This is a genomic window from Flavobacterium sp. PL02 (assembly GCF_035013205.1).
GTDB lineage: Bacteria > Bacteroidota > Bacteroidia > Flavobacteriales > Flavobacteriaceae > Flavobacterium.
In genome coordinates, this window is sequence record NZ_JAYGJP010000001.1 from 1,153,930 (window position 1) to 1,175,195 (window position 21,266).

23 protein-coding genes are annotated in these 21,266 nt (G+C 31.4%); 9 read left to right on the top strand and 14 right to left on the bottom strand.

Features of this window, described 5'->3' with window-relative positions:
- Positions 1–46: 46 nt before the first annotated feature.
- Together SHI72_RS04845 and SHI72_RS04850 are read right to left on the bottom strand one after the other, a co-directional pair.
- The gene (locus SHI72_RS04845) at positions 47–562 is read right to left on the bottom strand and encodes a hypothetical protein (RefSeq protein ID WP_323489226.1); all 516 of its coding nucleotides are present in this window, start codon (positions 560–562) and stop codon (positions 47–49) included.
- Between the two features lie 25 nt (positions 563–587).
- Positions 588–1,103: a hypothetical protein gene (locus SHI72_RS04850; RefSeq protein WP_323489227.1), complete on the bottom strand. Its 516-nt coding sequence runs from the start codon at positions 1,101–1,103 to the stop codon at positions 588–590.
- Positions 1,104–1,592: 489 nt separating this feature from the next.
- Between SHI72_RS04850 and rpsA the strand changes: the two genes are divergently transcribed.
- Positions 1,593–3,371 carry a 30S ribosomal protein S1 gene (rpsA, locus tag SHI72_RS04855; protein ID WP_039114576.1) on the top strand — a complete coding sequence of 593 codons (1,779 nt, stop codon included), beginning with the start codon at positions 1,593–1,595 and terminating at the stop codon, positions 3,369–3,371.
- A gap of 319 nt (positions 3,372–3,690) precedes the next feature.
- Here the strand turns inward: rpsA and SHI72_RS04860 are convergent, their stop codons facing one another.
- The 9 genes from SHI72_RS04860 to SHI72_RS04900 form a co-directional block, all read right to left on the bottom strand.
- Positions 3,691–4,233 carry a biopolymer transporter ExbD gene (locus SHI72_RS04860; protein ID WP_323489228.1) on the bottom strand — a complete coding sequence of 181 codons (543 nt, stop codon included), beginning with the start codon at positions 4,231–4,233 and terminating at the stop codon, positions 3,691–3,693.
- A gap of 59 nt (positions 4,234–4,292) precedes the next feature.
- Positions 4,293–4,823 (bottom strand): ExbD/TolR family protein, encoded by a 531-nt coding sequence (locus SHI72_RS04865; RefSeq protein WP_039114572.1) that lies wholly within the window; start codon positions 4,821–4,823, stop codon positions 4,293–4,295.
- Positions 4,824–5,256: 433 nt separating this feature from the next.
- On the bottom strand, positions 5,257–5,673 hold the full coding sequence (locus SHI72_RS04870) for an OsmC family protein (protein WP_039117633.1): 417 nt from the start codon (positions 5,671–5,673) through the stop codon (positions 5,257–5,259).
- Between the two features lie 218 nt (positions 5,674–5,891).
- Positions 5,892–8,927 (bottom strand): choice-of-anchor I family protein, encoded by a 3,036-nt coding sequence (locus SHI72_RS04875; RefSeq protein ID WP_323489229.1) that lies wholly within the window; start codon positions 8,925–8,927, stop codon positions 5,892–5,894.
- Between the two features lie 211 nt (positions 8,928–9,138).
- Positions 9,139–9,891, bottom strand: coding sequence for a triose-phosphate isomerase (gene tpiA / locus SHI72_RS04880; protein ID WP_039117635.1), 753 nt, complete (start codon positions 9,889–9,891; stop codon positions 9,139–9,141).
- A 42-nt stretch (positions 9,892–9,933) separates the two neighbouring features.
- Positions 9,934–10,428: a TlpA family protein disulfide reductase gene (locus SHI72_RS04885; protein ID WP_039117636.1), complete on the bottom strand. Its 495-nt coding sequence runs from the start codon at positions 10,426–10,428 to the stop codon at positions 9,934–9,936.
- Between the two features lie 305 nt (positions 10,429–10,733).
- On the bottom strand, positions 10,734–11,399 hold the full coding sequence (locus SHI72_RS04890; protein ID WP_123912094.1) for an alpha/beta hydrolase: 666 nt from the start codon (positions 11,397–11,399) through the stop codon (positions 10,734–10,736).
- A 129-nt stretch (positions 11,400–11,528) separates the two neighbouring features.
- The gene (locus tag SHI72_RS04895) at positions 11,529–12,629 is read right to left on the bottom strand and encodes a BT_3928 family protein (protein WP_039114565.1); all 1,101 of its coding nucleotides are present in this window, start codon (positions 12,627–12,629) and stop codon (positions 11,529–11,531) included.
- 30 nt (positions 12,630–12,659) lie between these two features.
- Positions 12,660–13,208 carry a DUF1599 domain-containing protein gene (locus SHI72_RS04900; protein WP_035627248.1) on the bottom strand — a complete coding sequence of 183 codons (549 nt, stop codon included), beginning with the start codon at positions 13,206–13,208 and terminating at the stop codon, positions 12,660–12,662.
- Between the two features lie 162 nt (positions 13,209–13,370).
- On the opposite strand from SHI72_RS04900, the gene folP reads away from it, so the two are divergent.
- The 8 genes from folP to SHI72_RS04940 all read left to right on the top strand — a co-directional run bounded on the left by folP (position 13,371) and on the right by SHI72_RS04940 (position 18,614).
- The gene (gene folP, locus SHI72_RS04905) at positions 13,371–14,195 is read left to right on the top strand and encodes a dihydropteroate synthase (RefSeq protein ID WP_323489230.1); all 825 of its coding nucleotides are present in this window, start codon (positions 13,371–13,373) and stop codon (positions 14,193–14,195) included.
- Positions 14,196–14,387: 192 nt separating this feature from the next.
- Positions 14,388–15,014, top strand: a complete 627-nt coding sequence (locus tag SHI72_RS04910; protein WP_323489231.1) for a hypothetical protein — start codon at positions 14,388–14,390, stop codon at positions 15,012–15,014.
- Between the two features lie 307 nt (positions 15,015–15,321).
- Complete coding sequence (locus SHI72_RS04915) at positions 15,322–15,858, top strand: hypothetical protein (protein WP_323489232.1); 537 nt, start codon at positions 15,322–15,324, stop codon at positions 15,856–15,858.
- Positions 15,859–15,931: 73 nt separating this feature from the next.
- Positions 15,932–16,147 carry a hypothetical protein gene (locus SHI72_RS04920; protein ID WP_323489233.1) on the top strand — a complete coding sequence of 72 codons (216 nt, stop codon included), beginning with the start codon at positions 15,932–15,934 and terminating at the stop codon, positions 16,145–16,147.
- A 530-nt stretch (positions 16,148–16,677) separates the two neighbouring features.
- Positions 16,678–16,914 (top strand): hypothetical protein, encoded by a 237-nt coding sequence (locus SHI72_RS04925; RefSeq protein ID WP_323489234.1) that lies wholly within the window; start codon positions 16,678–16,680, stop codon positions 16,912–16,914.
- Positions 16,915–16,934: 20 nt separating this feature from the next.
- Positions 16,935–17,228, top strand: a complete 294-nt coding sequence (locus SHI72_RS04930; RefSeq protein WP_323489235.1) for a hypothetical protein — start codon at positions 16,935–16,937, stop codon at positions 17,226–17,228.
- A 229-nt stretch (positions 17,229–17,457) separates the two neighbouring features.
- The gene (locus SHI72_RS04935; RefSeq protein ID WP_323489236.1) at positions 17,458–18,021 is read left to right on the top strand and encodes a hypothetical protein; all 564 of its coding nucleotides are present in this window, start codon (positions 17,458–17,460) and stop codon (positions 18,019–18,021) included.
- A 158-nt stretch (positions 18,022–18,179) separates the two neighbouring features.
- Positions 18,180–18,614, top strand: coding sequence for a hypothetical protein (locus SHI72_RS04940; RefSeq protein ID WP_323489237.1), 435 nt, complete (start codon positions 18,180–18,182; stop codon positions 18,612–18,614).
- 104 nt (positions 18,615–18,718) lie between these two features.
- Here SHI72_RS04940 and rlmH read toward each other — a convergent pair whose 3' ends face one another.
- The 3 genes from rlmH to SHI72_RS04955 all read right to left on the bottom strand — a co-directional run bounded on the left by rlmH (position 18,719) and on the right by SHI72_RS04955 (position 21,056).
- Positions 18,719–19,192, bottom strand: coding sequence for a 23S rRNA (pseudouridine(1915)-N(3))-methyltransferase RlmH (rlmH, locus tag SHI72_RS04945; protein WP_035628752.1), 474 nt, complete (start codon positions 19,190–19,192; stop codon positions 18,719–18,721).
- A 139-nt stretch (positions 19,193–19,331) separates the two neighbouring features.
- Complete coding sequence (locus tag SHI72_RS04950) at positions 19,332–19,634, bottom strand: antibiotic biosynthesis monooxygenase (protein WP_323489238.1); 303 nt, start codon at positions 19,632–19,634, stop codon at positions 19,332–19,334.
- Positions 19,635–19,637: 3 nt separating this feature from the next.
- A complete protein-coding gene (locus SHI72_RS04955) occupies positions 19,638–21,056 on the bottom strand; it encodes an adenosine deaminase (RefSeq protein WP_323489239.1) in 1,419 nt (472 codons plus the stop codon).
- Positions 21,057–21,266: the final 210 nt, after the last annotated feature.

Below are 21,266 nucleotides of genomic sequence, written 5' to 3' on the forward strand. Positions count from 1 at the left end.
AGAAAACGGGATTTTTGTTTATTTTTGTTATTCAAAATTATATATTTCACCCCAACGACGCAATCAGGTTATCAACCTGCTTTTTTTGTTCAGCATATTTTTGTTGCAATTCTGAGCCTTCGCCCATTCGGTTGTAGTATTCCAGACCTTTGGTGGCGAAGAATTTTTTATGAAAGTTGGATATTTCGGGAAGGTTCGGAAACAGAATATGAAAATTCATCTCGTAATAAGCCTGCCATTCTCGTTCGTTTTTGTCTAAAACATACGGTTTTATTGTCTTTTGGTTTACATGAACCATTTCGTGAGCAATAAGAATAAGCATTAATTCTAATGGAAACTCGAAAGTGTTTTCTGGAATTCGGATGATTTGTGGTTTTCCAAAATCACCTTCGGTAGTCATTAGGATAAAACTAGGTTCGGCTTTTTCTCTAAATTCAAATCCTTTTAAATTAGAATTCTTGAGGTTATACTTTTTTAAAAGCCAATAAACAGCATTGATAACTTGTCCGTTTTTATGGAAAGTATCAATTTTTAGTTTTATTTCTTCGAGTGTCATTGCCATAAGGTAAAAGTAAGGAAATTATGTTTTAAACTTTTTTGAAGATTCTGTTTTTGAACTTGATAGTGAAAAAGACGAATACAATGTAGATAAGGAAATAAAAAGCAATTTTCTGATTAGTTTCTATTTCTTCTGAAACGTCAATTATTGTTTGATCTTCAGGAGCATATTTTACAGTGACTTTGTTTAGATACCATACGTTAAGGGAGTCCATGTGGTTGGTCATGTATTCATTTATATACTCATTGGATGAATTATAGTCAAAAAGAATCCCTTTTGTGTCTTGTACGCTCAGATAGGATCCTTTATTAAAGTAATAAAATGTACTTGATGAAGTAGAAGAACTTCTTCCGCTTCTAGTATTAGATATTACTGAAGAATCTATTTTTACTTTAAGCTTCTTGAATTCATTTTCGTGTTTGATAATCTTATAATTATTTGAAAAATCAAATATAAATAGGAACATCATTAATGTTGAAACGGAAAACAAAGCCATTATTGCAATTGCCAGAAAGCTAGGTTTGGAATTTTCTTCTGATTTCATTTAAAAGGTTTTATTGGCAAATATAAAATGTAATGAATAATGATATAGTTGTAAAACAGAATATTCAAAATTAAATTTTTATTGAAAATCTGTTAAGTTTGATTTTAACCTTTGTCAAAGTTTGAAACTTTGACAAAGGTAGCTGCGCATGATAATTCGGTTTTAAACTTTTTAAAGTTCTTAAAAATTACAAAACCTCTAATCTAGCCCCGATAGAAGTGAAAATACTTTTGTGCCGGGGTTCGGCACAAAAGATTGTAACGAATAGCGGGACTTTAGGTCTTGAAAACGGTTAAATCTTCTGCTTCTGAACAATTGGCTGATAATCATTTGGAATTGTTTTGCTATTACAAATAAATGTATTAATTTTGCAGACCTTTTGGCAGAGAAGAGTTTCCATTAGGTATCAACTATTTATGTAAAACAACTTCTGTTTTTTCTATCGCTTTATGAAACTCAAGAAAAGCAGAATACAAATTTTTTATCAGCATGTCTGAACAATTAAAATCACAAGAAGAGTTTTTAGCAAATTTTAACTGGCATAACTTCGAAGAAGGTATCGATGCAGTAGATGAGAAAAACTTACAAGAATTCGAAGACTTAGTATCAAAAACTTTCATCGCTACAGATCAAGAAGAAGTAGTAGAAGGTGTAGTTGTTAGAATTACAGATAGAGACGTTATCGTTGATATCAACGCAAAATCGGAAGGTGTTATTTCTTTAAACGAATTCCGTTACAACCCAAACTTAAAAGTTGGTGATAAAGTAGAAGTATTAATCGACATCCGTGAGGATAAAACAGGTCAATTAGTATTATCTCACAGAAAAGCTCGTACTATTAAATCATGGGATAGAGTTATTGCTGCAAACGAAACAGGTGAAATCGTTAATGGTTTTGTAAAATGCAGAACTAAAGGTGGTATGATCGTTGACGTTTTCGGTATTGAAGCTTTCTTACCTGGATCTCAAATTGACGTTAAGCCAATTAGAGACTACGATGTATATGTAAACAAAATGATGGAATTCAAAGTGGTAAAAATTAACCACGAATTCAAAAACGTTGTTGTATCTCATAAAGCGCTTATCGAAGCTGATATCGAAGTACAGAAAAAAGAAATCATCGGTCAATTACAAAAAGGACAAGTATTAGAAGGTGTTGTTAAAAACATTACTTCTTATGGTGTGTTCATTGACTTAGGTGGTGTTGACGGATTAATTCACATTACTGACCTTTCTTGGAGTAGAATCAACCACCCAAGTGAAGTTCTTGAATTAGACCAAAAATTAAACGTTGTAATCCTTGATTTCGATGATGAGAAAACAAGAATTCAATTAGGATTGAAACAATTAAACGCTCACCCATGGGATGCTTTAGATGCTAATTTAACTATTGGTGATAAAGTAAAAGGTAAAGTAGTTGTAATCGCTGATTACGGTGCATTTATCGAAGTTGCTGAAGGTGTTGAAGGTTTAATCCACGTTTCTGAAATGTCATGGTCTACTCATTTACGTTCTGCACAAGATTTCGTAAAAGTTGGAGATGTTGTTGAAGCTGTTATCTTAACTTTAGATAGAGATGACCGTAAAATGTCATTAGGTATCAAACAATTGACTCAAGATCCATGGACAGATATTACTTCTAAATACCCAGTAGGTTCTAAACATACAGGTATCGTTAGAAACTTTACAAACTTTGGTATTTTCGTAGAATTAGAAGAAGGAATTGATGGATTAATTTACATCTCTGACTTATCTTGGACTAAGAAAATCAAACACCCATCTGAATTTGTAAATGTTGGTGAGAAACTTGATGTAGTTGTATTAGAATTAGATGTTGAGGGACGTAAATTATCTTTAGGTCACAAACAAACTACTGCTAATCCTTGGGATCAATACGAAGATTCTTTCGCTGTAGGAACTATCCATAATGGTGAAATTTCTGAAATCGTTGACAAAGGAGCTACTGTAGAATTCGGAGATGATATCGTTGCTTTCATTCCTACTCGTCACCTTGAAAAAGAAGACGGAAAGAAATTGAAAAAAGGTGATACTGCTGATTTCAAAGTAATCGAATTTAACAAAGAATTCAAAAGAGTAGTTGCTTCTCACACTGCTATCTTCCGTGAAGAAGAAGAGAAAAACGTGAAAGCTGCAACTGAAAATACTTCATCTAACTCATCTACAAATGCACCAGCTGCAACTTTAGGAGATAACAATGATGTATTAGCTGCATTGAAAGCTAAAATGGAAAAAACTGAGAAAAAATAATTCTTTAGTTTATCTAAATATAGAAAGTCCCACAGCAATGTGGGACTTTTTTTTGTGTTCTTTAGTTTCTGTTTTTTTTTGTTTCATGTTTTACGTTTCGCACAATCTTGTCTTTTCGAGGAACGAGAAATCTCCGCAAGTAACTCGACAATCAGGAAAAGCTTTGAGTTAGTTTCTTGTAGAGACCCTTCCTACGTCAGGGTGACAAGATTGGGTAGAAACAAAAATTATCTATATACAAGTTTGTGCACAATGCAATCCCAATCTTGTCTTTTCGAGGAACGAGAAATCTCCGTTAGCTACATCAAATAGGTATGTTTTATCTAGCAGCTAATAATTTTGATTCCTCAGGCGTAAAATCATTTACAATTGTATACGTTTCAATTTTAGCAATTGCTATTTCATCCAAAATGTCAATTAAATTTTTATAATTTGATTTTTTGCTTGGTTTTATAATTACAGTAACTCCTCTTCCTGGTTTTCCTATATTAGAAGAATATTCAAGCACCGATTCATTTCTTTTTAGTAGTTCTTCTCTAATTCCATCTTTTCCTTTTCCGTATTTCATCTTTTTTGGGGCAACAATAGGAGTTGCTAGATATCCCATATAATATATTATTTTATTATCATCTCCGAGTAATAGGGTTAAAGAACGATTTTCGCCACAACCACCAACATACAAACGACATGTTGGAGGATCTTTCTCAGGTAAGCTTAAACTCATGATTTTCGGTTTGCCCAATTCAGTTGTAACCATAAAAAATACAATTAATAAAAAAGAAACACTTACCATGGCAGTTAAATCTACACGTGCTTTTAGTTTTTTGCTTCTTACTTTCTTATCTTTTTTGTAGATTTCCATAACTGATAGATTAAAATGAATGTATTATAAAATAAGTGAGATTGATTTATTTGTGTTCTTTATCTAGCTGCTAATAATTTTGATTCCTCAGGTGTAAATTCATTTTGAATAGCATAGGTTTCTATACCAGCAATTTTCATTTCATCAAGAATATTAACTAAGTTACCGTAGTTAGATTTATTACCAGGTTTTATAACTATAATAGCCCCATTTTTAGGTTTACCCATGCTGGCAGAATATTGGAGAATAGTTCTGTTTCTATTTGATATTTCTTTTCGGATGCCATTTTTACCATACTTAATTTCTTTAGGAGCTTCAATTGGATATGATAATAAACCTGAATAGGTGACTATTTTATCATTATCTCCTAATAATATTGTATAAAAGCGATTACTATCATAACATGCTATAGGTCCACAACCTTGCTCTTTATCAGGTAGACCAAAATCAAAATTTTTCGGTTTCCCCAATTCAGTTGTAACCATAAAAAACACAATCAATAAAAAAGAGACGCTTACCATGGCAGTTAAATCTACACGAGCTTTAAGTTTTTTGCTTCTTACTTTCTTGTCTTTTTTGTAGATTTCCATGATTATGAGGTTTTAAATGATTTAAAAGTAAATCTGAGTTAGTTTAGGTATTTATGTTATTTGGTTATCATAAATATAATAATTTTTGAATATGATTGGGAAATAAGTTGATTTGTTTTTTTATGTATTGCTATTTCAAAACAAGATATAAATATAAAAGTCCCACATTCCTGTGGGACTTTTATATTTAATTTTCATCACATTGAGCAGAGTGAAGAGTTGGAGAACTTATCTAAAATAGTAACGCGGATTAAACGGATTTGCTAAAGCAAAAACGCTGATAGAACGGATTTTTTTTAACAATGAAATAAAATCCGTTTTAATCTGTGTCTTCGCCTAAGCGAATCCGTTTAATCCGCGTACCTTTTTCAAGACAAACTAAGCCTTTGAACCTTTGTTACTTAGAATTTAAGAACCTTAGATTCTCTTTTTCTTAAAGTAAACTTACAGACAAAGTAATATTCGTTTTCAATAACTTTGATATCGGACAAATTTCTTTGGCTTTTAAAGCAGTTTTAGAAAACTCATCTTCGGTGATATTTGGAACTTTCCCTTTTAGATCCAAATTAATCTGAGTTATTGTGCCGTCTTCAAACGTAACAGTGGCTTCTGTATGCAAATCTTCGGGAACATAACCAGCTTCTGATAATAAGAAGCTTAATTGCATTGTAAAGCAGCCAGAATGAGCTGCAGCAATCAATTCTTCGGGATTGGTACCTACACCGTTTTCAAAACGAGTCTTGAATGATAGTTGTGCATTATCTAGAGTGGTACTTTGTGTACTAATAGTTCCTTTTCCTTCCATTCCAGTGCCTTTCCAGTTGGCATGTGCTTTTCTAGTAAATTTCATCTTTTTTGAATTTAATGGGTTTATTAATAATTATGACAACTCAATTAATTGGATTTTATATATTGTTTTGAATTTCAAATGATTGCATTCTCAAATATAATCAAATTTTGGTTGTAGAGACGCACGGCAGTGCGTCTTTTAGATGTTGTTAAGAAAAAAAACACGGTGAAGACGCATTACAGAGATACATTGCGAAGACACACTGCGGATCGTCTCTATTATTTCACAATCATTTTTTTGACAATTCCATCAGATGTTTTTACAAAATAAATCCCTGTAGAGAATTGTGATGTATTGATAGTTTGTGCATTTTTGGTAGTTAAAACATTTTTACCGTTTACATCAAATACCTGAACATCGGCAGTTCTGTTAAAATACACAATTCCTTTTTGCGATGGATTTGGGAATAATGCAAAAGTAGGAGTGCTTTCCGAAACAAAATCGGGAGCTGATAAGCTTTTGGCATTAACTTCAAAGATGGTGATTGTACCACTTATTTCATTAGCTACAAGAATATATCCTTTTCCGGTAGGGCTATTTTCAGGAGCGATATAAGTAATACCTTCTGGTCCGTGATCTCCTGCATATGCCGATGTGCTTCGGCTATTTTTGTATTCTACAAATTTTGCATTATTAGGGTCGGTCACATTATATACCATAACTCCACCAACACGTTCTAATGATATGAAAGCAAAAGTTTCGCTTCCGATTTTTGCAGTTGTTATACCTTCAGGTTCTGGACCTTTGGCACGGCTTCTTGTTTTGGCAGTATTACTTTCGTGATCAGCATTAAAGAGTAATGGTAAATTTGAAGCTGTGTACATTTCGAAGTCGTCTCCGCTATCAAAAACAATTTGTTTGGTAGTTGCATTAAAAATAGAAAAAGAACGTGTTCCTACACAATTGATTTCCTCAAATTCTGCATCACCATCTAAATTTCCATTTAGATTTGTTGTTCTAAAACGACCCAAATTATACGTTTGTTTTAAAACAGCTGCATTAGGAAAAATAGTTGCATCTAGATTGGTTGCTCCTATAGTTGTTCTTTCTACAAAACCAGTATATTCTTTTTCGTCACCTTCATTTGCTGTAACCAAATATGTATTTGCTCCAATAGTATAATTTGCAACTCCATCAGGAAGATAAAAGGCTTTCATAGGCCAATTGGCAATTAATACTTCGCCGTTGTTATCCGATACATCAAATCCGTTTCCAGGAATACTAAGATCTTTTGTTCCTAATGCCCAGATATCGGTTATGGTATTATTGGTTAAATCAATCTCGGCAATAGCATTGTTTTCCTGCAAGGTTACCCATGCTTTTTTAGAGTCAGAATTTATAGTAACGTATTCTGGTTCCAAATCCTGAGATAGAGTACTCGTTAATTTCAGTTTTCGAACTCCAGACGCAATTAAAGTAGCTTCCTGCGTATTATAAGCTGTAAAGAGTAATGTTGTAACATTTGATTGATTTAAAGCGGTAATTCCGCCAGAAACATCAATTATACTTACAGAACCTTCTGGATCTACAGTGTAATCAAGATTTGGTTGTCCTTCATTGGCAGTCATAACTTTTTTCCCATCTGGCGAAAATGTAATCATATCAGGTAAAGCACCTACGATTACTTGTTTTTGAAAAACACCATCGGTATCAAAAAATATTACAGAACCATTAAGGGCTTCATTTGTATTTGGAGAAGTAACAGCTACGATTCCGTTTTTTACCGCAACACTTGTTACGCCACCATAAACATTCATATCTATGGATTTGATCACTTTTGGAGCTGTAGGGTCGCTAAAGTTTATTACATCCAGGAATCCTGCAACTGCACTTGTAGTAAATAAGCGTTGAGAAGTTTTATCATGAACCACAATCTCGCAGGTACTCGTGTTACTTCCTGATGGATCAAAACTGCCGATATAATTTAGTTCGATTTCTTTATTAGGAACAGGAGCTAAACGATCATTGTCTTTAATGTAAATTGTTGCTGTTGATGTTCCTGTAATCGTAAAACCAACAGGATTTTCTAAACTCAGTACAAAATATTCAGCTTGTTGTTCTTCTAAATTATCATCGATAATAGGAATTGTAATAGTTTGCGTTAAAGCGCTTAAATTGGTAAAATGCAAGATTTGTGTACTTAAAGTAAAATCATTTGCATCAGCGGTACTAAAAGGTGCTCCTTTTACAACTAAATCGACAGAACCAGTTATCGGACTTCCTAAATTGATTATAAAATTCAAGTTTCCTGCATTTTCGTTTACAGTAACAAAGTTGGAAGTAAATGAAACAGTTGGACTAGCGGTTGTAAATAATGATGATTGTGTTGTGGCAATTGCATTGTTGCTTAAATCTTCGATAGTATTTGGTAGTAATGCCAGATAATAGGTTTGATTATTAGCCAATGCTTGTGCTGGTACAATTGTGATTACCTTATCATTTACTGTTGCGGTAAATGGAATTAGGGCTCCAGTTGCATTATTCAAACGTAATTCTAGCAAAGATGCTACATTAGCGTTATCTATAGTATTATCATTGATTAAACGGATACTTTCGTTAAAAGTAATCGTAGGATTAATTGTAGTGCTAATAGCTGTGCTTGCGTTTGCAGGCAAAATAGTTGCGACAGGAGCGTTTGTATCTCCGCCACCATTAGGAGTTCCTTCGGTTGTGAAATTATCAAAACGATTATTTCCACCAGTTCCGCCAGGACCTTGAATAAATTCGACCTTTAATTTAAAATTCGAATTGTTGTTTGCACCTGTAATTGCTGTAAAATCTAAAGTAGCTAAACCTGGATCACCGTTATTTGGGGTAACTGGAATAAAGGAGATATATGTATTTCCGTCAAGTGAGTAGAACCAATTTTGTGTTCCTGCTCCTTGTGCAGAGCGGCGTGTAGCAAATTTTACAATTATATCTTTATAGCCTGTGGTTGGTAAGGTAAACACTAGTGCGCCACCTATAGGGTTACTAAAGCGGAGGTGAGTTCCTGAAACTTCACTATTACGTGAGTTTAGATTTAAGAGATCAAAATTTTGTCCAGTTCCTCCATTAAATTCTATAAAACTAGTTCCTCCTGCAATAGCAGTTATAGTAGTTCCAGAAACCAGAGCAACATTTGGAGTTGTTATAGTTGCTACAGATGCAGGATTATTAAATGACCAGTAATTAATTAATGTTTGACTCCAGGAGTAAGAAGCGGTTAGGAGTAAGAAAAAATAAAGTAACCTTTTTGTGTAATGTTTTTTCATAGTTTGTAGTTTAGTAATAGACTACAAACATCACTTAAAACTGTTATAATAAGATTAATATAAAAACAAGGAATGATTAAATCAAAGAACTGAACGTTTACTAAAGGTTATTATTTGTAATTGTTATTCAGGTAATTATAAATTGATTGAATAAAAAAATGGTTTGAAAGTTTTGCACTCTCAAACCATTTTATATGATATAACAGAAGTATTAAAGTGCAGTTACAATTGCAACAAAATCATCTGCTTTTAATGCAGCTCCACCGATAAGACCACCGTCTACATCTGGTTTAGAGAAAATTTCTTTTGCATTGTCAGGTTTTACACTTCCTCCGTATAAAATAGAAACTTCTTCAGCAATCTCTTTTCCAAAAGCTTTACGAACAGTTTCTCTAATAAATTCATGCATTTCTTGTGCTTGTTCTGGCGAAGCAGTTTCTCCAGTTCCGATAGCCCAAACTGGTTCGTAAGCTAGGATAACATTAGCCCAAGATTCTTTTTCTATTTGAAACAAACCATCAGTTAATTGGTTTTCAACCACATTAAAATGATTTCCTGTTTGGCGGTCTTTTAATTCTTCACCAAAACAGAAGATAACTGTTAACTCATGTTTTAATGCAGTATCTACTTTATTAGCAATTAGAGCATCAGTTTCTTTAAAAATAGCTCTACGCTCAGAGTGTCCAAGAATAACGTAGTTTACACCAACGCTTTTTAGCATATCTGCTGAAACCTCACCTGTAAAGGCACCGCTTTCAGCTTGGTGTACATTTTGTGCAGCAACCTCAATAGTTGTAAACTCTAAATGTGCAACTGCAGAAGCTAAGTTTACAAAAGTAGGAGCTACAATTACTTGAGCCTCACTTACAGTTGGTAATTTAGCAATTAATTCGTTTAATAAATCTTCAGTTTGCTCTGCGTTTTTATGCATTTTCCAGTTTCCTGCAACAATTTTCTTTCTCATCTCGGTTCGTTTTATTTTTTTATTTTTTGAAATTCTATACTTTTATTTTAAGCTTTGTAAAGTTTGATTGATTTTTTCAAAATCCTTTTCGATTGCGCGATACAAAACAATTTTACCTTTTTTGTCCACAATGATATATCTCGGAATCCAATCTAAATCAATTGCTTTTCCAAAAACACCTTTCATACCGTCGTTCATCATAAAATGATCGCCTTTTATTTCGTGTTTTTCAATTCCAGCTTTCCATTTATCAGCAGTTTTATCAGCCGAAAGGAATAAGTAAGATACATCTGGATTGTTTGCTTGTAATTCTTTTACTTGTGGCATTGCTTTTACACAATCTCCACACCATGAAGCCCAAACTTCGATAACCAAAGTTTTTCCTTTATACTTTTTTAAGATGTCTTTAAAAGCAACCTGACTATTATCAGTCGCTAATAATTTTTCTGATAGCGCTTCTTTAGAAAAAGCAGTTTTTTGCGCATTTGTACAAGAAAACGTAACAAAAGCAATAAGCGATAGAACTATTTGTTTCATGGTTAATTATTTTTTACCAAAGTTAAACAAACAAATCGAAACAGAAATAGAGATTAACAAAATTTGAAGGCGTCCTTATTTTGTCACAAATTGAGAAGTTTTGGTTACAAAAAGGAAAATGAAATCGTAATAGTTACACCTCAAAACGAGTTTTTGGAGTGTTTTTTATTCAAGAGATTTCATGAAGAGGGAAAAAAAGCTGTTTTTTTATTTAGTTAGATGATTTTTAAAAGTCAAAAAACGTCTAGGTAAGCTATAAAAAATGTCCAATAAATTCTCAGTCAGAATTATATTGAACATTATATTTATTTTAATTCGTAATTGCCATTTGCCCATTTTTTGCAAGGCACAATCCAATCATTTAAAGCTTTATATAAAAAACCATGTTTCAGACCTGTATTCAATTCAATTTCCTTGAAATGATTAATCTTTAATTTTGAAGTTTCTTTTCGCTTTATGGCTGAAACTCCGTAGATATCTGATTTCTCATAGATTGTCAAGATATTTCCACAATAATTTATAACTGGAATATTTTGAATATCAGATTCTGTAAAACAGCCGATAAATACAAAATTAACATTGGGATTTGCTAAATAAGTAGAAACGTATTGTGCAAGATAGCCTCCTTTAGAAGTTCCTATTACCGTTATTTTATTTGGTTTAACTCCTTTTTTAATTAAGCTTTTAATTTGCTTAACAACTTTTTTAGCATATCCATCAAAATCGGTATTCTTATTTCTTAGCTCACTAAAAACGATGAAGTTGTCATCTTTAAATGATTTAATGATTTCATTGTATTCTGCTCTTCCATATTCAGGATGCACAGCATTTAAATCATTTTCTTCAAGAAATTTATTATGTAAAAAAAAGATATAGGCCTGGGTTGTATCTTGTGCTTTGGCTTGACCAAAACTTAAAGAACTCAAAAGCATAAAAAATAAAATAAACACCAAATTATGTATTTTGCTCATTATGTTTTCGTTTTTTAAGTAAGAATGTTATTGACTTTGGTATTAAAAAAAACATAATAAGTGATGTAAATATAAGCATGACTAATCAGCATAAAACTTACACCACTTATTATGGTTAATCTCTTTATTTTATAATTTCAAATCTTTAATGTCGTTATAATGTACTTTTTGAGTAATAGTTCCATCATTTAAGATTACGATACTAGGATTTGCTCTTTCGATTGTTTTCAGCGTTATAGCATCACAAAAGTAAAAATCGACATTTAGTTTATATTGTTTTTTTGCAGCAGCAATTTCATCTTGTCCCGAAGCTGTCATGGCAATTACTTTATATCCTTTTGCTTTAGCTTCCTGATTTAGTTTTTCTAATTTTTCCATTCCAGATGGCTCAGAACGAGTTAAATCATAAGTAACAAAAATCATAAGTTTAGGCTCTTTTAGTAATTGATCTTTATGATCTTCACCATCTTTTTCCATGCTAAAATCATGAATTGGTGGTACATAACCTTCAGTGATTACTTTGTCTTTTCTGTCAACAAAAGTAGCTCCTTCTGGAATAGCCATTAAATCTTTCTCAGTAAATTCTTTGTTTACACCATTTACATTGTAAATAAAAATCATTTCTACAACAGATTGTGGTGCTCCTTCTGGAATTTCCATTCCTTTCTCGATGTTTGAACCTACTTTGTAAGGACGGAAATCTTTTATCGGTAAATGGTTCAATACCCAAACTCCCATAAAAATGCACAAAAAGATAGTTACGTAAGCAACAATGTTTTGAACGCTATTACTAAATAATGGTTTAATCAATTCTTTATTAATGAACAAAATCAAGATGAAGAATAATAAAACAATATCTTTTGTAAATGATTGCCAAGGTGTTAAATGTAAAGCATCACCAAAACAACCACAGTCTTTTACAACATCAAAATATGCCGAATAAAAAGTAAGGAATGTAAAAAGTATAATCAGGATTAATAAACTCCAGATTGTAGCTTTAGATTTGTATCCAATAAGTAACATTACACCTAAAACTACTTCTAAGATTACTAAGAATAAAGCCAAAGCCAAAGTTATTGGCTCTAAAAAAGGCATATTAAATACAGGTTCGCTAAAATATTCTGCCAGTTTATATGAGAATCCTACAGGGTCGTTTAGTTTTATTAATCCAGAAATAATAAATAATACTCCAACAAATAGTCTAGAGAATTGGGTAATTATATTTTTCATAAAAAGTTTTTTTTATTTACAAATTGTAATTTATTTTTTTGTATCCAAAGGGTTTAATATCAGTGCAAAAACAGCATAATTAATCATATCCTGATAATTAGCATCGATACCTTCGGATACTAAAGTTTTTCCTTTGTTATCTTCGATTTGCTTAACGCGAAGTAGTTTTTGAAGAATGATATCGGTTAAAGAACTCACACGCATATCACGCCAAGCTTCACCGTAATCATGATTTTTGGCAAGCATTAATTCTTTGGTAAGTTTTACTTTGGCATCGTATAATTCGGTAGCTTTTTCTACGTCTAAATCAGGCTGATCGACAACACCTAATTCTAATTGAATCAATGCCATTATGGAATAGTTGATGATTCCGATGAATTCTCCTTTTTCATCCTCGTCAACTTTACGAATTTCATTTTCTTGTAAACTTCTAATTCGTTGTGCTTTTATAAAAATTTGGTCGGTTAATGAAGGCAATCTTAATATGCGCCATGCACTACCATAGTCTTTCATTTTATTGATAAAAAGCGAACGACAAATCGCAATTACATTATCGTATTCTTGAGAAGTATTCTTCATTATTGATGTATATTTGTCTAAATTTCTTCAAAAATAGGGATAAATTTTTGAAAGAGTTTAAAGTTTCAGGTTTAAAGTTTTAAGTTGTTGAAATAGTTAATCTTGATTTCTAGGCCTCAAACTTTAAACCTGAAATAAAGAAAACATTAAACAAAATACAAAATGACAATTAACTGCAAAGGGCAACTTATTGATTTGTCAGTTCCTAAAGTAATGGGAATTTTAAATGTAACGCCAAACTCTTTTTTTGATGGTGGAAAATATGATAGCGACGAAGCTATAATAACTCAAGTAGGAAAAATGATTGCCGATGGAGCAACGTTTATAGATCTTGGAGCTTATTCGAGTAAACCAAGTGCCGAATTTGTTTCGGGAGAAGAAGAACTAAACCGAATTGTTCCAGTTGTAAAGCTGATTTTGCAGCATTTTCCAGATGCATTACTTTCCATAGATACTTTTAGAAGTGAAGTTGCACAAGCTTGTATAGAAAATGGAGCGGCAATTATAAATGATATTTCGGGTGGCAATCTAGACGAAAAAATGTTTGAGGTTATAGCCAAATATAATGTTCCGTATATCCTGATGCACATGCGAGGTACGCCACAAACGATGCAAACCTTAACTGATTATGATGATATTGTAAAAGAGATGCTTTTTTATTTCTCCAAAAAAGTAGCACAAGCCAGAAGTTTAGGTATAAACGATATCATATTAGATCCTGGTTTTGGCTTTGCTAAAACACTAGATCAAAATTATGAAGTTCTACAAAAAATGGAGTTATTCAATATCTTAGAGTTACCTGTTTTAGCTGGATTTTCGAGAAAATCTATGATATACAAATATTTAAATACAAACCAGCAAGAAGCGTTGAACGGAACAACAGTTTTGAACACGATTTCTTTAACAAAAGGAGCTAAAATTTTACGTGTTCATGATGTGAAGGAAGCAATGGAATGTGTGAGTTTGTTTAATAAAATGGCAGTTTAGCGAATAAATTTAATTCAACACTAGCGAAAGGAACGCGGATTAAACGGATTCGCTAATGCGAAAACACTGATTAAACGGATTTTTTCTTGTCCCGACATTACGGGATCTGCATTCCCTTATAGACAATACTGAAAGTCATACAGACAAAATAAATCTGTGACAAAAAATAAATAAAAACATAGAATTTAAAATATGAAATACCTTAGTCTTATTCTCGTTTTACTTCTTTTTTCTTGTGGAAAAAAAGAGGATGTTCTGTTACCAAAAGCAAATGTGTCTATAGTGAAAGATGTACAAGACCATTCGCCTATTTATATCTTTTTTAGAGTAAACGGAAAAGATACTTTGGCGGAAGTAAACAGAAAAAATAGTATTATTTCGACCAATTGGTTGTTTAATATAGACAAGCGTTTGCCTTTACGATTAGTTATTCCAGAAGTAGCAAAATTGCAGGAAAAGAAACGTGCTGACAAAGCACATGAAAACAAAAAAGCCGAAAATTATTATTCGTACGCAGATAGCATCGGAAAGAATTTGGCTTTTGTACCTTTTACGGAAGTGTATTATAAACTCGAAAAACCAAAACAAGAAGGATTAATCATCTTTTTCGAAAAGGATAATAAAACGGTTAGGGTCAATAACGAAATAATTAAAAGAGAAGAATTACTCAACTATATTGCGAGCCTTGATTTTGCGGTTAAACCAAAAATGCAATTTTGCTTTGATAAGAATATGAGTTTTGAAAGTTATATTCAGGATAAAGTTTTAATCAATAAACTGCAATCATTTGCAATGGTTATAGATGAATTTATCTATTAAAAACGAATAAATCTAGCTGTACGAAGTCTTCAGGTTTTGTACTGGCAAAGAGAATTAAAAAGGAAAACCTTGCAGGTATGCAAGGTTTTTTTTTATGTCTTATTTTATTATAAATAAAATTGTAAGTAGTTTATTTAGTGTTTGTTAATTGATAATTTTGCAAGAATTTAGATAGATTCTATATTCACAATGGTAGCATGGTTTTTTTTGTGCTAGAAATAGAATTTACAAAGAAAAAGAGAAAATCAGGAGTGTGAAGTCTGGTTTAATGGTTGGTTTACTATTGATAAAATTCAGTATTATGGTAATGAAAAAAATAATGATTGCAGTTAGCATTCTTTATATATTTAGTTTTAGTATAGATGGAAATGCACAGTCTTCTGTTGCAGATTCATTAGAAAGTGTGACTATAAAATATTTGGATAAATACAGTAATAATATTAATAGGCAAACATATGTGGTAGTTAGATTTTGCTCTTTGTTTGGTAAGTATATAATATACATTGAACCCAGGCATGATAAATTGTGTAGAGACAGTGATGGTATTTACAAAATACAAAACATAGATGGATTTAAGAATGTCTATTTTTTTAATGATTTTATGAACTCTATTAAAATAGATGAAGAAAATAATCATTTTTTTCTAAATGATGAAGAATGTGAAGAAGCTAAAGGAACAATGTATCTCACAAATTTAATAATGTTATTAGTTGATAATAAATTTTCTATAGAAAAGGAAGCTAAAGGAATTAATTTTAATGCATTAAAAGAAGATTTATTGTGTCCAACAGCACCTGGGTCTATACAAAGAGCTCGTATAATAAAAAAATATGGACATCTGTAAGTGTCAATCTTATGGCTTGGATGTGCACGCTATTAGCGTATAAAATCTCCTTGCTGATAAAAAACGATAAAGAATGAAAAAGAATGCAAAAAGAATGCAAAAAGAGGTTAATGCTTTTATAGATAAACATCCTGAGTTTATCTATATAATAATTGGAGTAATTGGATTTGTAATAATCGGAATTATCAATGAGAGTTTAGATACCATGTTTATATTATTTTTAGGTATTCTGGTGTTTGGTAGTTTAATAGGATTAATATCTTTTTTGATAAAAAAAATTATAAAATAAGATAATTTATATCGTTGTACAATGTCTCCCGACTTTATAGCGACTAAGAAAATAGAAAGTAAAACTGCATATTATTTATAAGAATAAAATATGATATTCATTAAACTGTTGCATTCAATATTATTTATTGTATTTACCTATATTTTATATTTAAAATACAATTATAAGATTGAGATTAAATACAAGTATATAGTTGTATTATTAATTTTTAGTATTGTACTATTTCTGATTAATAGTATATACGATGGATTATCTATTAAGTTATTGCTTTTATTGTTCTTGTTTTCTTTTGCTCAAGTAATAATACATTCTATGAAGAGTATGATAAATATTCAAAACTCAAGTAATATTTTAAATGAAAATTTGGAGCTTAATAAAAACTATCTAGATTTTAATGATTTTATTTTTGATAAGATTTTTATAATACTGATTTTGGTTTATCAATTATTACTGATTTGGTTTCCTGCTATTTTTAATATTATGATTAGTGAATAAGTTGATATGAAATTATCATTAATATATAAAATGCAATGAGTAAAAAACTAGAAATGATGAAAGAAAAAATCTATATTTTGGAGCATGTTTATACTGAAGATGAAATAGACGAGATAAAATTTATAGGAGTATTTTCTTCTAAAGCAAATGTTCAACTAGTAATATTAGAATTGAAGGACAAACCTGGATTTAAATTGCATCCTGTGGAATGTTTTATTATAAGTGAAGATGTTTTAGATAATTATGGATGGAAAGAAGGGTTTGGATGGTAATAAATAAAATATAGTAATAAATGGAAAAAAGGAAGCACTTATACAGTTTTATAATGGAATATGATGGGGGAACTTATATTACTCAAGTTTATGCAACTAATGAACATGAAGCAATGCGTGTATGGTTAAATACATTAGATGTTAAGCCTATAGACAGTTTCACGGAAAAAGATAAAAAAAGATTAATTATGGAGGATTTTGTTGATGAAAATCCTATTCTGATTTCAGGTTGTAAAAACATTTGGAATATCGGATTAAGAATAAGAAAAAATAAAATGTTAGCCATGATTAATATAGTAAAAACTATAGAATGAACGAGATTAAAGGATAGGGGTAATTCGTTTATAATGACGAGAAATTAGATAACCCAATGTCTCGGATATACCGCCCGATTGCGCGGAAATTTTTTCCGTGTCCACAAAGAGAATCTATAAAGAATAAAAAAAGAAAAACCTCACTGTGTGCAGTCAGTTTCAGGAAACAAACTGTACATAGTTCCTCGGCCTTGTACTAATATAAAATAGTGTAGGAATTTGAGAAACAATGATAACGGTATATAATATAATAGCAGCTTTTAATTTAATTGAAAAAGCAAAAAGCAAAATAAATAAAATGAAGAAAGTGATAATTATGAGTGTGATATTGGTGTTAGCTAGTTGTAATAATAAAATAGCTGGTACTTTAGGTAGAGGATCCGTATATGAATTTAAATGTAATGAAGAAAAATTAAATAAATGCTTAGATAATTTTCAGGAAAGTTCTAAACATTCAGCAATACCGGAAAAATGGAAGAAGTATGATAGTTGGGAACAAATAGGTTATGGATTTCTTAATGGTAAGATTTTTTATTTCGAAGGTAATTCTGGATTATCAGAAGAAATGTACTACGTTACTGTATTAGGATCTGATCCTAAATTAAAAAACATCGCTAGTACTTCTATAAGATCAGTTTTTAGAATGGTCGGAGAAACACCGCGTTGGTTATATTTTGAAGATTTAAGCAAATCAGAGGCAAATGAAGTTGAAAATAGGTTTCAAAAAATAATTTTAAATGAAATGATAAAAAACGATTGTGATTGTAGTGATTATGTTATAAGCAATAGGTAATAGCCTAACTCTTCGAAGATTTCCTCATCGTTTGAGCATATGCAATGATAGCGCGATAATTCCAGCTGCCGAAGTTTCACGACTTCGTACCCACAAAAAAATCTATAAGAAAAATTACGTGAGATGATATTTCTTTATCTATAGTATTTTATGAATTTATGAAAACAATTTTTAAAACAGTATTAATCGTTATTGGAATTCTGCTTTTAGCTACAATTTCTTATTTGATTTTTGTATATTTTTTTACGAAAGAATCTAAATCAATTGAAGTGTATACTTTTCCTATATCATATAATGAATTAGAAAGAAGAATACAGAAAGGAATGATAAAAAATTCCAATCTTAATATTAGCATTTCGGATAGCACTTATACAACTAGATATATAACTTTAGGGGAGGATTGTGATAGCTATTTTTTTATAACTAATTTAGATGAAAATAAATCTAATGAATATAAAGAAGCTTGGATTGAACTTCAAGCTGTAGTAGATTCTAATTTTAAAATGATTGATATTTTTTATAAAAATAAAAATGAATATCCAGATAAGATTAAAGTATTTGAAGAAGATTTTATTAATAAATTAAAAAAGTAGATAATACTGCTGTATAAAGTTCCTGATGTTTTGGATATGTAGTAAAGAATAGAAAAAAGAAAACCCCACAATGCGAGGTTTTTTTATGTTTTTAGCAAAGAAATCTATTGATGATGATAAGGTTCATTTCTTAAAATTGTAAACCCGCGATACAATTGTTCGATAAAAAACAAACGTACCATTTGGTGTGAGAATGTCATTAGCGAAAGCGAAATTTTGCCTTGTGCTTTGCTGTAAACCGTATCTGAGAATCCATAAGGTCCACCAATTACAAAAACCAAGGTCTTAATACCCGAGTTCATTTTTTTCTGTAATTCTTCTGAGAAACCAACGCTTGAGAAGTTTTTACCATTTTCGTCTAATAAAATTAACTGATCGGTTGGCGTTAGTTTTGCCAGAATCAATTCGCCTTCTTTTTCTTTTTGCTGACTCTCCGATAAGTTTTTTACATTCTTAATATCTGGAATAATCTCCAAGTCAAATTTGATATAAAAAGACAAACGCTTAGTATAATCGTCAATTAAAGTTTGAAGCGATTTATTGTCGGTTTTGCCAATGGCGATAAGTTTGATGTTCATTCTCAGGAATTATATTTTGTTTTGAGTTTTTGCCACTCCCGATAGCTATCGGGATAAAAAGATTAGACCGATTTTATCCCGACGCTTCGGGATTGCGAGCTTTGCGTAAATCTTTGTGAACTTTGCGGTTAAAAGCTAATTATATTTTATTCTCAAAAACCACTTCAAAATGCTCTACAATAGGAAACGGCTCGTAATAATGATGTAATAATTTCTTCCATTCCAGATATGCTACCGATTCTCTAAAACGAATTGTGTGGTCTTCGAGATTGCGCCAATCAACCAATAAAAGATACTTATTAGGTTGTTCCATGCATTTTTTAAGACTGTGCCCTAAATAACCTTCTATAGAACTTATATACTGACTTGCTTTAGCAAAATCATTTTCGAAATCCTTTTCTTGGTCTTTTTTTACAAATAAAACAGCCGCTTCTTGAATCATATTTTATTTCTCTGAAAATTTAGCTTCAAAAGTTTTAAATCTTGCATCAAGGTCTTTTAGCAATTGTTTTTTTACGGCATTATCCTGAATGAAACTGTAGTTGATACTATTGTAAACGTATTGTTTAATTGTCGCATAAGAAACATCCTGATATCTGCTGGCCAATAAAACATATTGCTCTGTCATATTTGTTCTTAAAATCCCTGCATCATCAGTACTAATTACAATTGGCACATTAAATTCTTTGTATAATGTAAAAGGATGACGTGCATTTTTAACTTTCAGGATAAACTCATTACTTACCAAGTTAATCTCAATCGGAATATTATTCTTTGCCATATAACGCAATAAGTCATACGAGTTTTCTTCGTAAGCGATATCTACACCATGACCGATTCTATTAGCTCCGGCAGTATGAATAGCCGAAGTAATATGCCATGTTAATTCTTCTGGTTGTACAAGTCCTAATGTAAGTTCACCAGCATGAAGTGTATATTTTACATCTGGAAAACGAGAATGGCAGTATTTAAACATTACCATGTGTAACCAATAATCTTTCATAGACGTTTCGCCATGTTCTGGAGAAACGATATTTACACCCGCTACAAGCTTGCTTTTGTCAGCAGAGATAAAGGCAATCATAAGATTTTTGAATAAATCTACAGGCTCCATAAAGCGCAACACAAAGTTTTGATAGCGCATTGTGAAGTTTGCATCATCAATTTTAAGGTCTTTATGTAATTTGGCTATGAAATTAGTATTGAAATCCTCAGCGTATTTTACAGCATTTTTATCTTGTAATGATTTATAAAGTGCATCTAAAGATTTAAAAATTGCTTTTTCGTCTTTTTGAGCAGCAGCTAGTCTTAGTTTTGTATTAAAGTCGGCTAAATCATCCACATTCATATCACAAGGAATTGTGTTTAATTGTGTTTCAATATAGCTTACATTTTCTTTAATTGCTCTGTTTTTAAGCTCAAGCATACCTTCGGCAAAATGTCCGTCGATAGTAGGAGAAAATTTTTCGAAAGAGTCAAAAAATAAATCATCAGAAGGAACAGCAACTCCGTTATAGTCTTTTGCAGACCAGGTTTGCATGATTTGTTGTTTGTAATATTCTAGTTTTCCGCTGTTTCTAAGAGAAGAAAAAGTCTCCCAGTTTCCTTTTGCAGGTTTTGCTTTTAGAACTTGCATGGTCTCTAAATTCAAATAGAAATCTTCTGCGATAGCTCTTTCTAATAAAGGTTCGGCATAGATTGAGCCTGAAAAATGATGATGTAAATCACCGCCTTTTGGCATTTGAGAAAAGAAAGCAGTTAGTGCTGCTTCGTTATTTCTGATTTTATCTAAATAAGTTGCTGTTGATTGTGAAAAGCAGAGTTGTGCTATGAAAAAACTAAAAACTGTAATTATCCTCGTCATATAGTAAGTTTAAATTACATGCAAATGTAATTGATTAGGAGGACATTTGAAAATTAAGATGAAAATTGGTAAAATGACAGGGTATTTCCTTAGTATTGATGTAAAAAAAAGACGCACAACAGTGCGTCTTTAGAGAACCTTTAGTTCTTATGTTTTGTGACTTCGACTCCGCTCAGTCTGACAAGGTTGTGACTTAGAACCTCAGCATCT

What these genes read in the sequence shown, in the direction of transcription:
- SHI72_RS04845 (WP_323489226.1), bottom strand. Translation starts at nt 562, where the DNA reads ATGGCAATGACACTCGAAGAAATAAAACTAAAAATTGATACTTTCCAT.
- SHI72_RS04850 (WP_323489227.1), bottom strand. Translation starts at nt 1,103, where the DNA reads ATGAAATCAGAAGAAAATTCCAAACCTAGCTTTCTGGCAATTGCAATA.
- rpsA (WP_039114576.1), top strand. Translation starts at nt 1,593, where the DNA reads ATGTCTGAACAATTAAAATCACAAGAAGAGTTTTTAGCAAATTTTAAC.
- SHI72_RS04860 (WP_323489228.1), bottom strand. Translation starts at nt 4,233, where the DNA reads ATGGAAATCTACAAAAAAGATAAGAAAGTAAGAAGCAAAAAACTAAAA.
- SHI72_RS04865 (WP_039114572.1), bottom strand. Translation starts at nt 4,823, where the DNA reads ATGGAAATCTACAAAAAAGACAAGAAAGTAAGAAGCAAAAAACTTAAA.
- SHI72_RS04870 (WP_039117633.1), bottom strand. Translation starts at nt 5,673, where the DNA reads ATGAAATTTACTAGAAAAGCACATGCCAACTGGAAAGGCACTGGAATG.
- SHI72_RS04875 (WP_323489229.1), bottom strand. Translation starts at nt 8,927, where the DNA reads ATGAAAAAACATTACACAAAAAGGTTACTTTATTTTTTCTTACTCCTA.
- tpiA (WP_039117635.1), bottom strand. Translation starts at nt 9,891, where the DNA reads ATGAGAAAGAAAATTGTTGCAGGAAACTGGAAAATGCATAAAAACGCA.
- SHI72_RS04885 (WP_039117636.1), bottom strand. Translation starts at nt 10,428, where the DNA reads ATGAAACAAATAGTTCTATCGCTTATTGCTTTTGTTACGTTTTCTTGT.
- SHI72_RS04890 (WP_123912094.1), bottom strand. Translation starts at nt 11,399, where the DNA reads ATGAGCAAAATACATAATTTGGTGTTTATTTTATTTTTTATGCTTTTG.
- SHI72_RS04895 (WP_039114565.1), bottom strand. Translation starts at nt 12,629, where the DNA reads ATGAAAAATATAATTACCCAATTCTCTAGACTATTTGTTGGAGTATTA.
- SHI72_RS04900 (WP_035627248.1), bottom strand. Translation starts at nt 13,208, where the DNA reads ATGAAGAATACTTCTCAAGAATACGATAATGTAATTGCGATTTGTCGT.
- folP (WP_323489230.1), top strand. Translation starts at nt 13,371, where the DNA reads ATGACAATTAACTGCAAAGGGCAACTTATTGATTTGTCAGTTCCTAAA.
- SHI72_RS04910 (WP_323489231.1), top strand. Translation starts at nt 14,388, where the DNA reads ATGAAATACCTTAGTCTTATTCTCGTTTTACTTCTTTTTTCTTGTGGA.
- SHI72_RS04915 (WP_323489232.1), top strand. Translation starts at nt 15,322, where the DNA reads ATGAAAAAAATAATGATTGCAGTTAGCATTCTTTATATATTTAGTTTT.
- SHI72_RS04920 (WP_323489233.1), top strand. Translation starts at nt 15,932, where the DNA reads ATGAAAAAGAATGCAAAAAGAATGCAAAAAGAGGTTAATGCTTTTATA.
- SHI72_RS04925 (WP_323489234.1), top strand. Translation starts at nt 16,678, where the DNA reads ATGAGTAAAAAACTAGAAATGATGAAAGAAAAAATCTATATTTTGGAG.
- SHI72_RS04930 (WP_323489235.1), top strand. Translation starts at nt 16,935, where the DNA reads ATGGAAAAAAGGAAGCACTTATACAGTTTTATAATGGAATATGATGGG.
- SHI72_RS04935 (WP_323489236.1), top strand. Translation starts at nt 17,458, where the DNA reads ATGATAACGGTATATAATATAATAGCAGCTTTTAATTTAATTGAAAAA.
- SHI72_RS04940 (WP_323489237.1), top strand. Translation starts at nt 18,180, where the DNA reads ATGAAAACAATTTTTAAAACAGTATTAATCGTTATTGGAATTCTGCTT.
- rlmH (WP_035628752.1), bottom strand. Translation starts at nt 19,192, where the DNA reads ATGAACATCAAACTTATCGCCATTGGCAAAACCGACAATAAATCGCTT.
- SHI72_RS04950 (WP_323489238.1), bottom strand. Translation starts at nt 19,634, where the DNA reads ATGATTCAAGAAGCGGCTGTTTTATTTGTAAAAAAAGACCAAGAAAAG.
- SHI72_RS04955 (WP_323489239.1), bottom strand. Translation starts at nt 21,056, where the DNA reads ATGACGAGGATAATTACAGTTTTTAGTTTTTTCATAGCACAACTCTGC.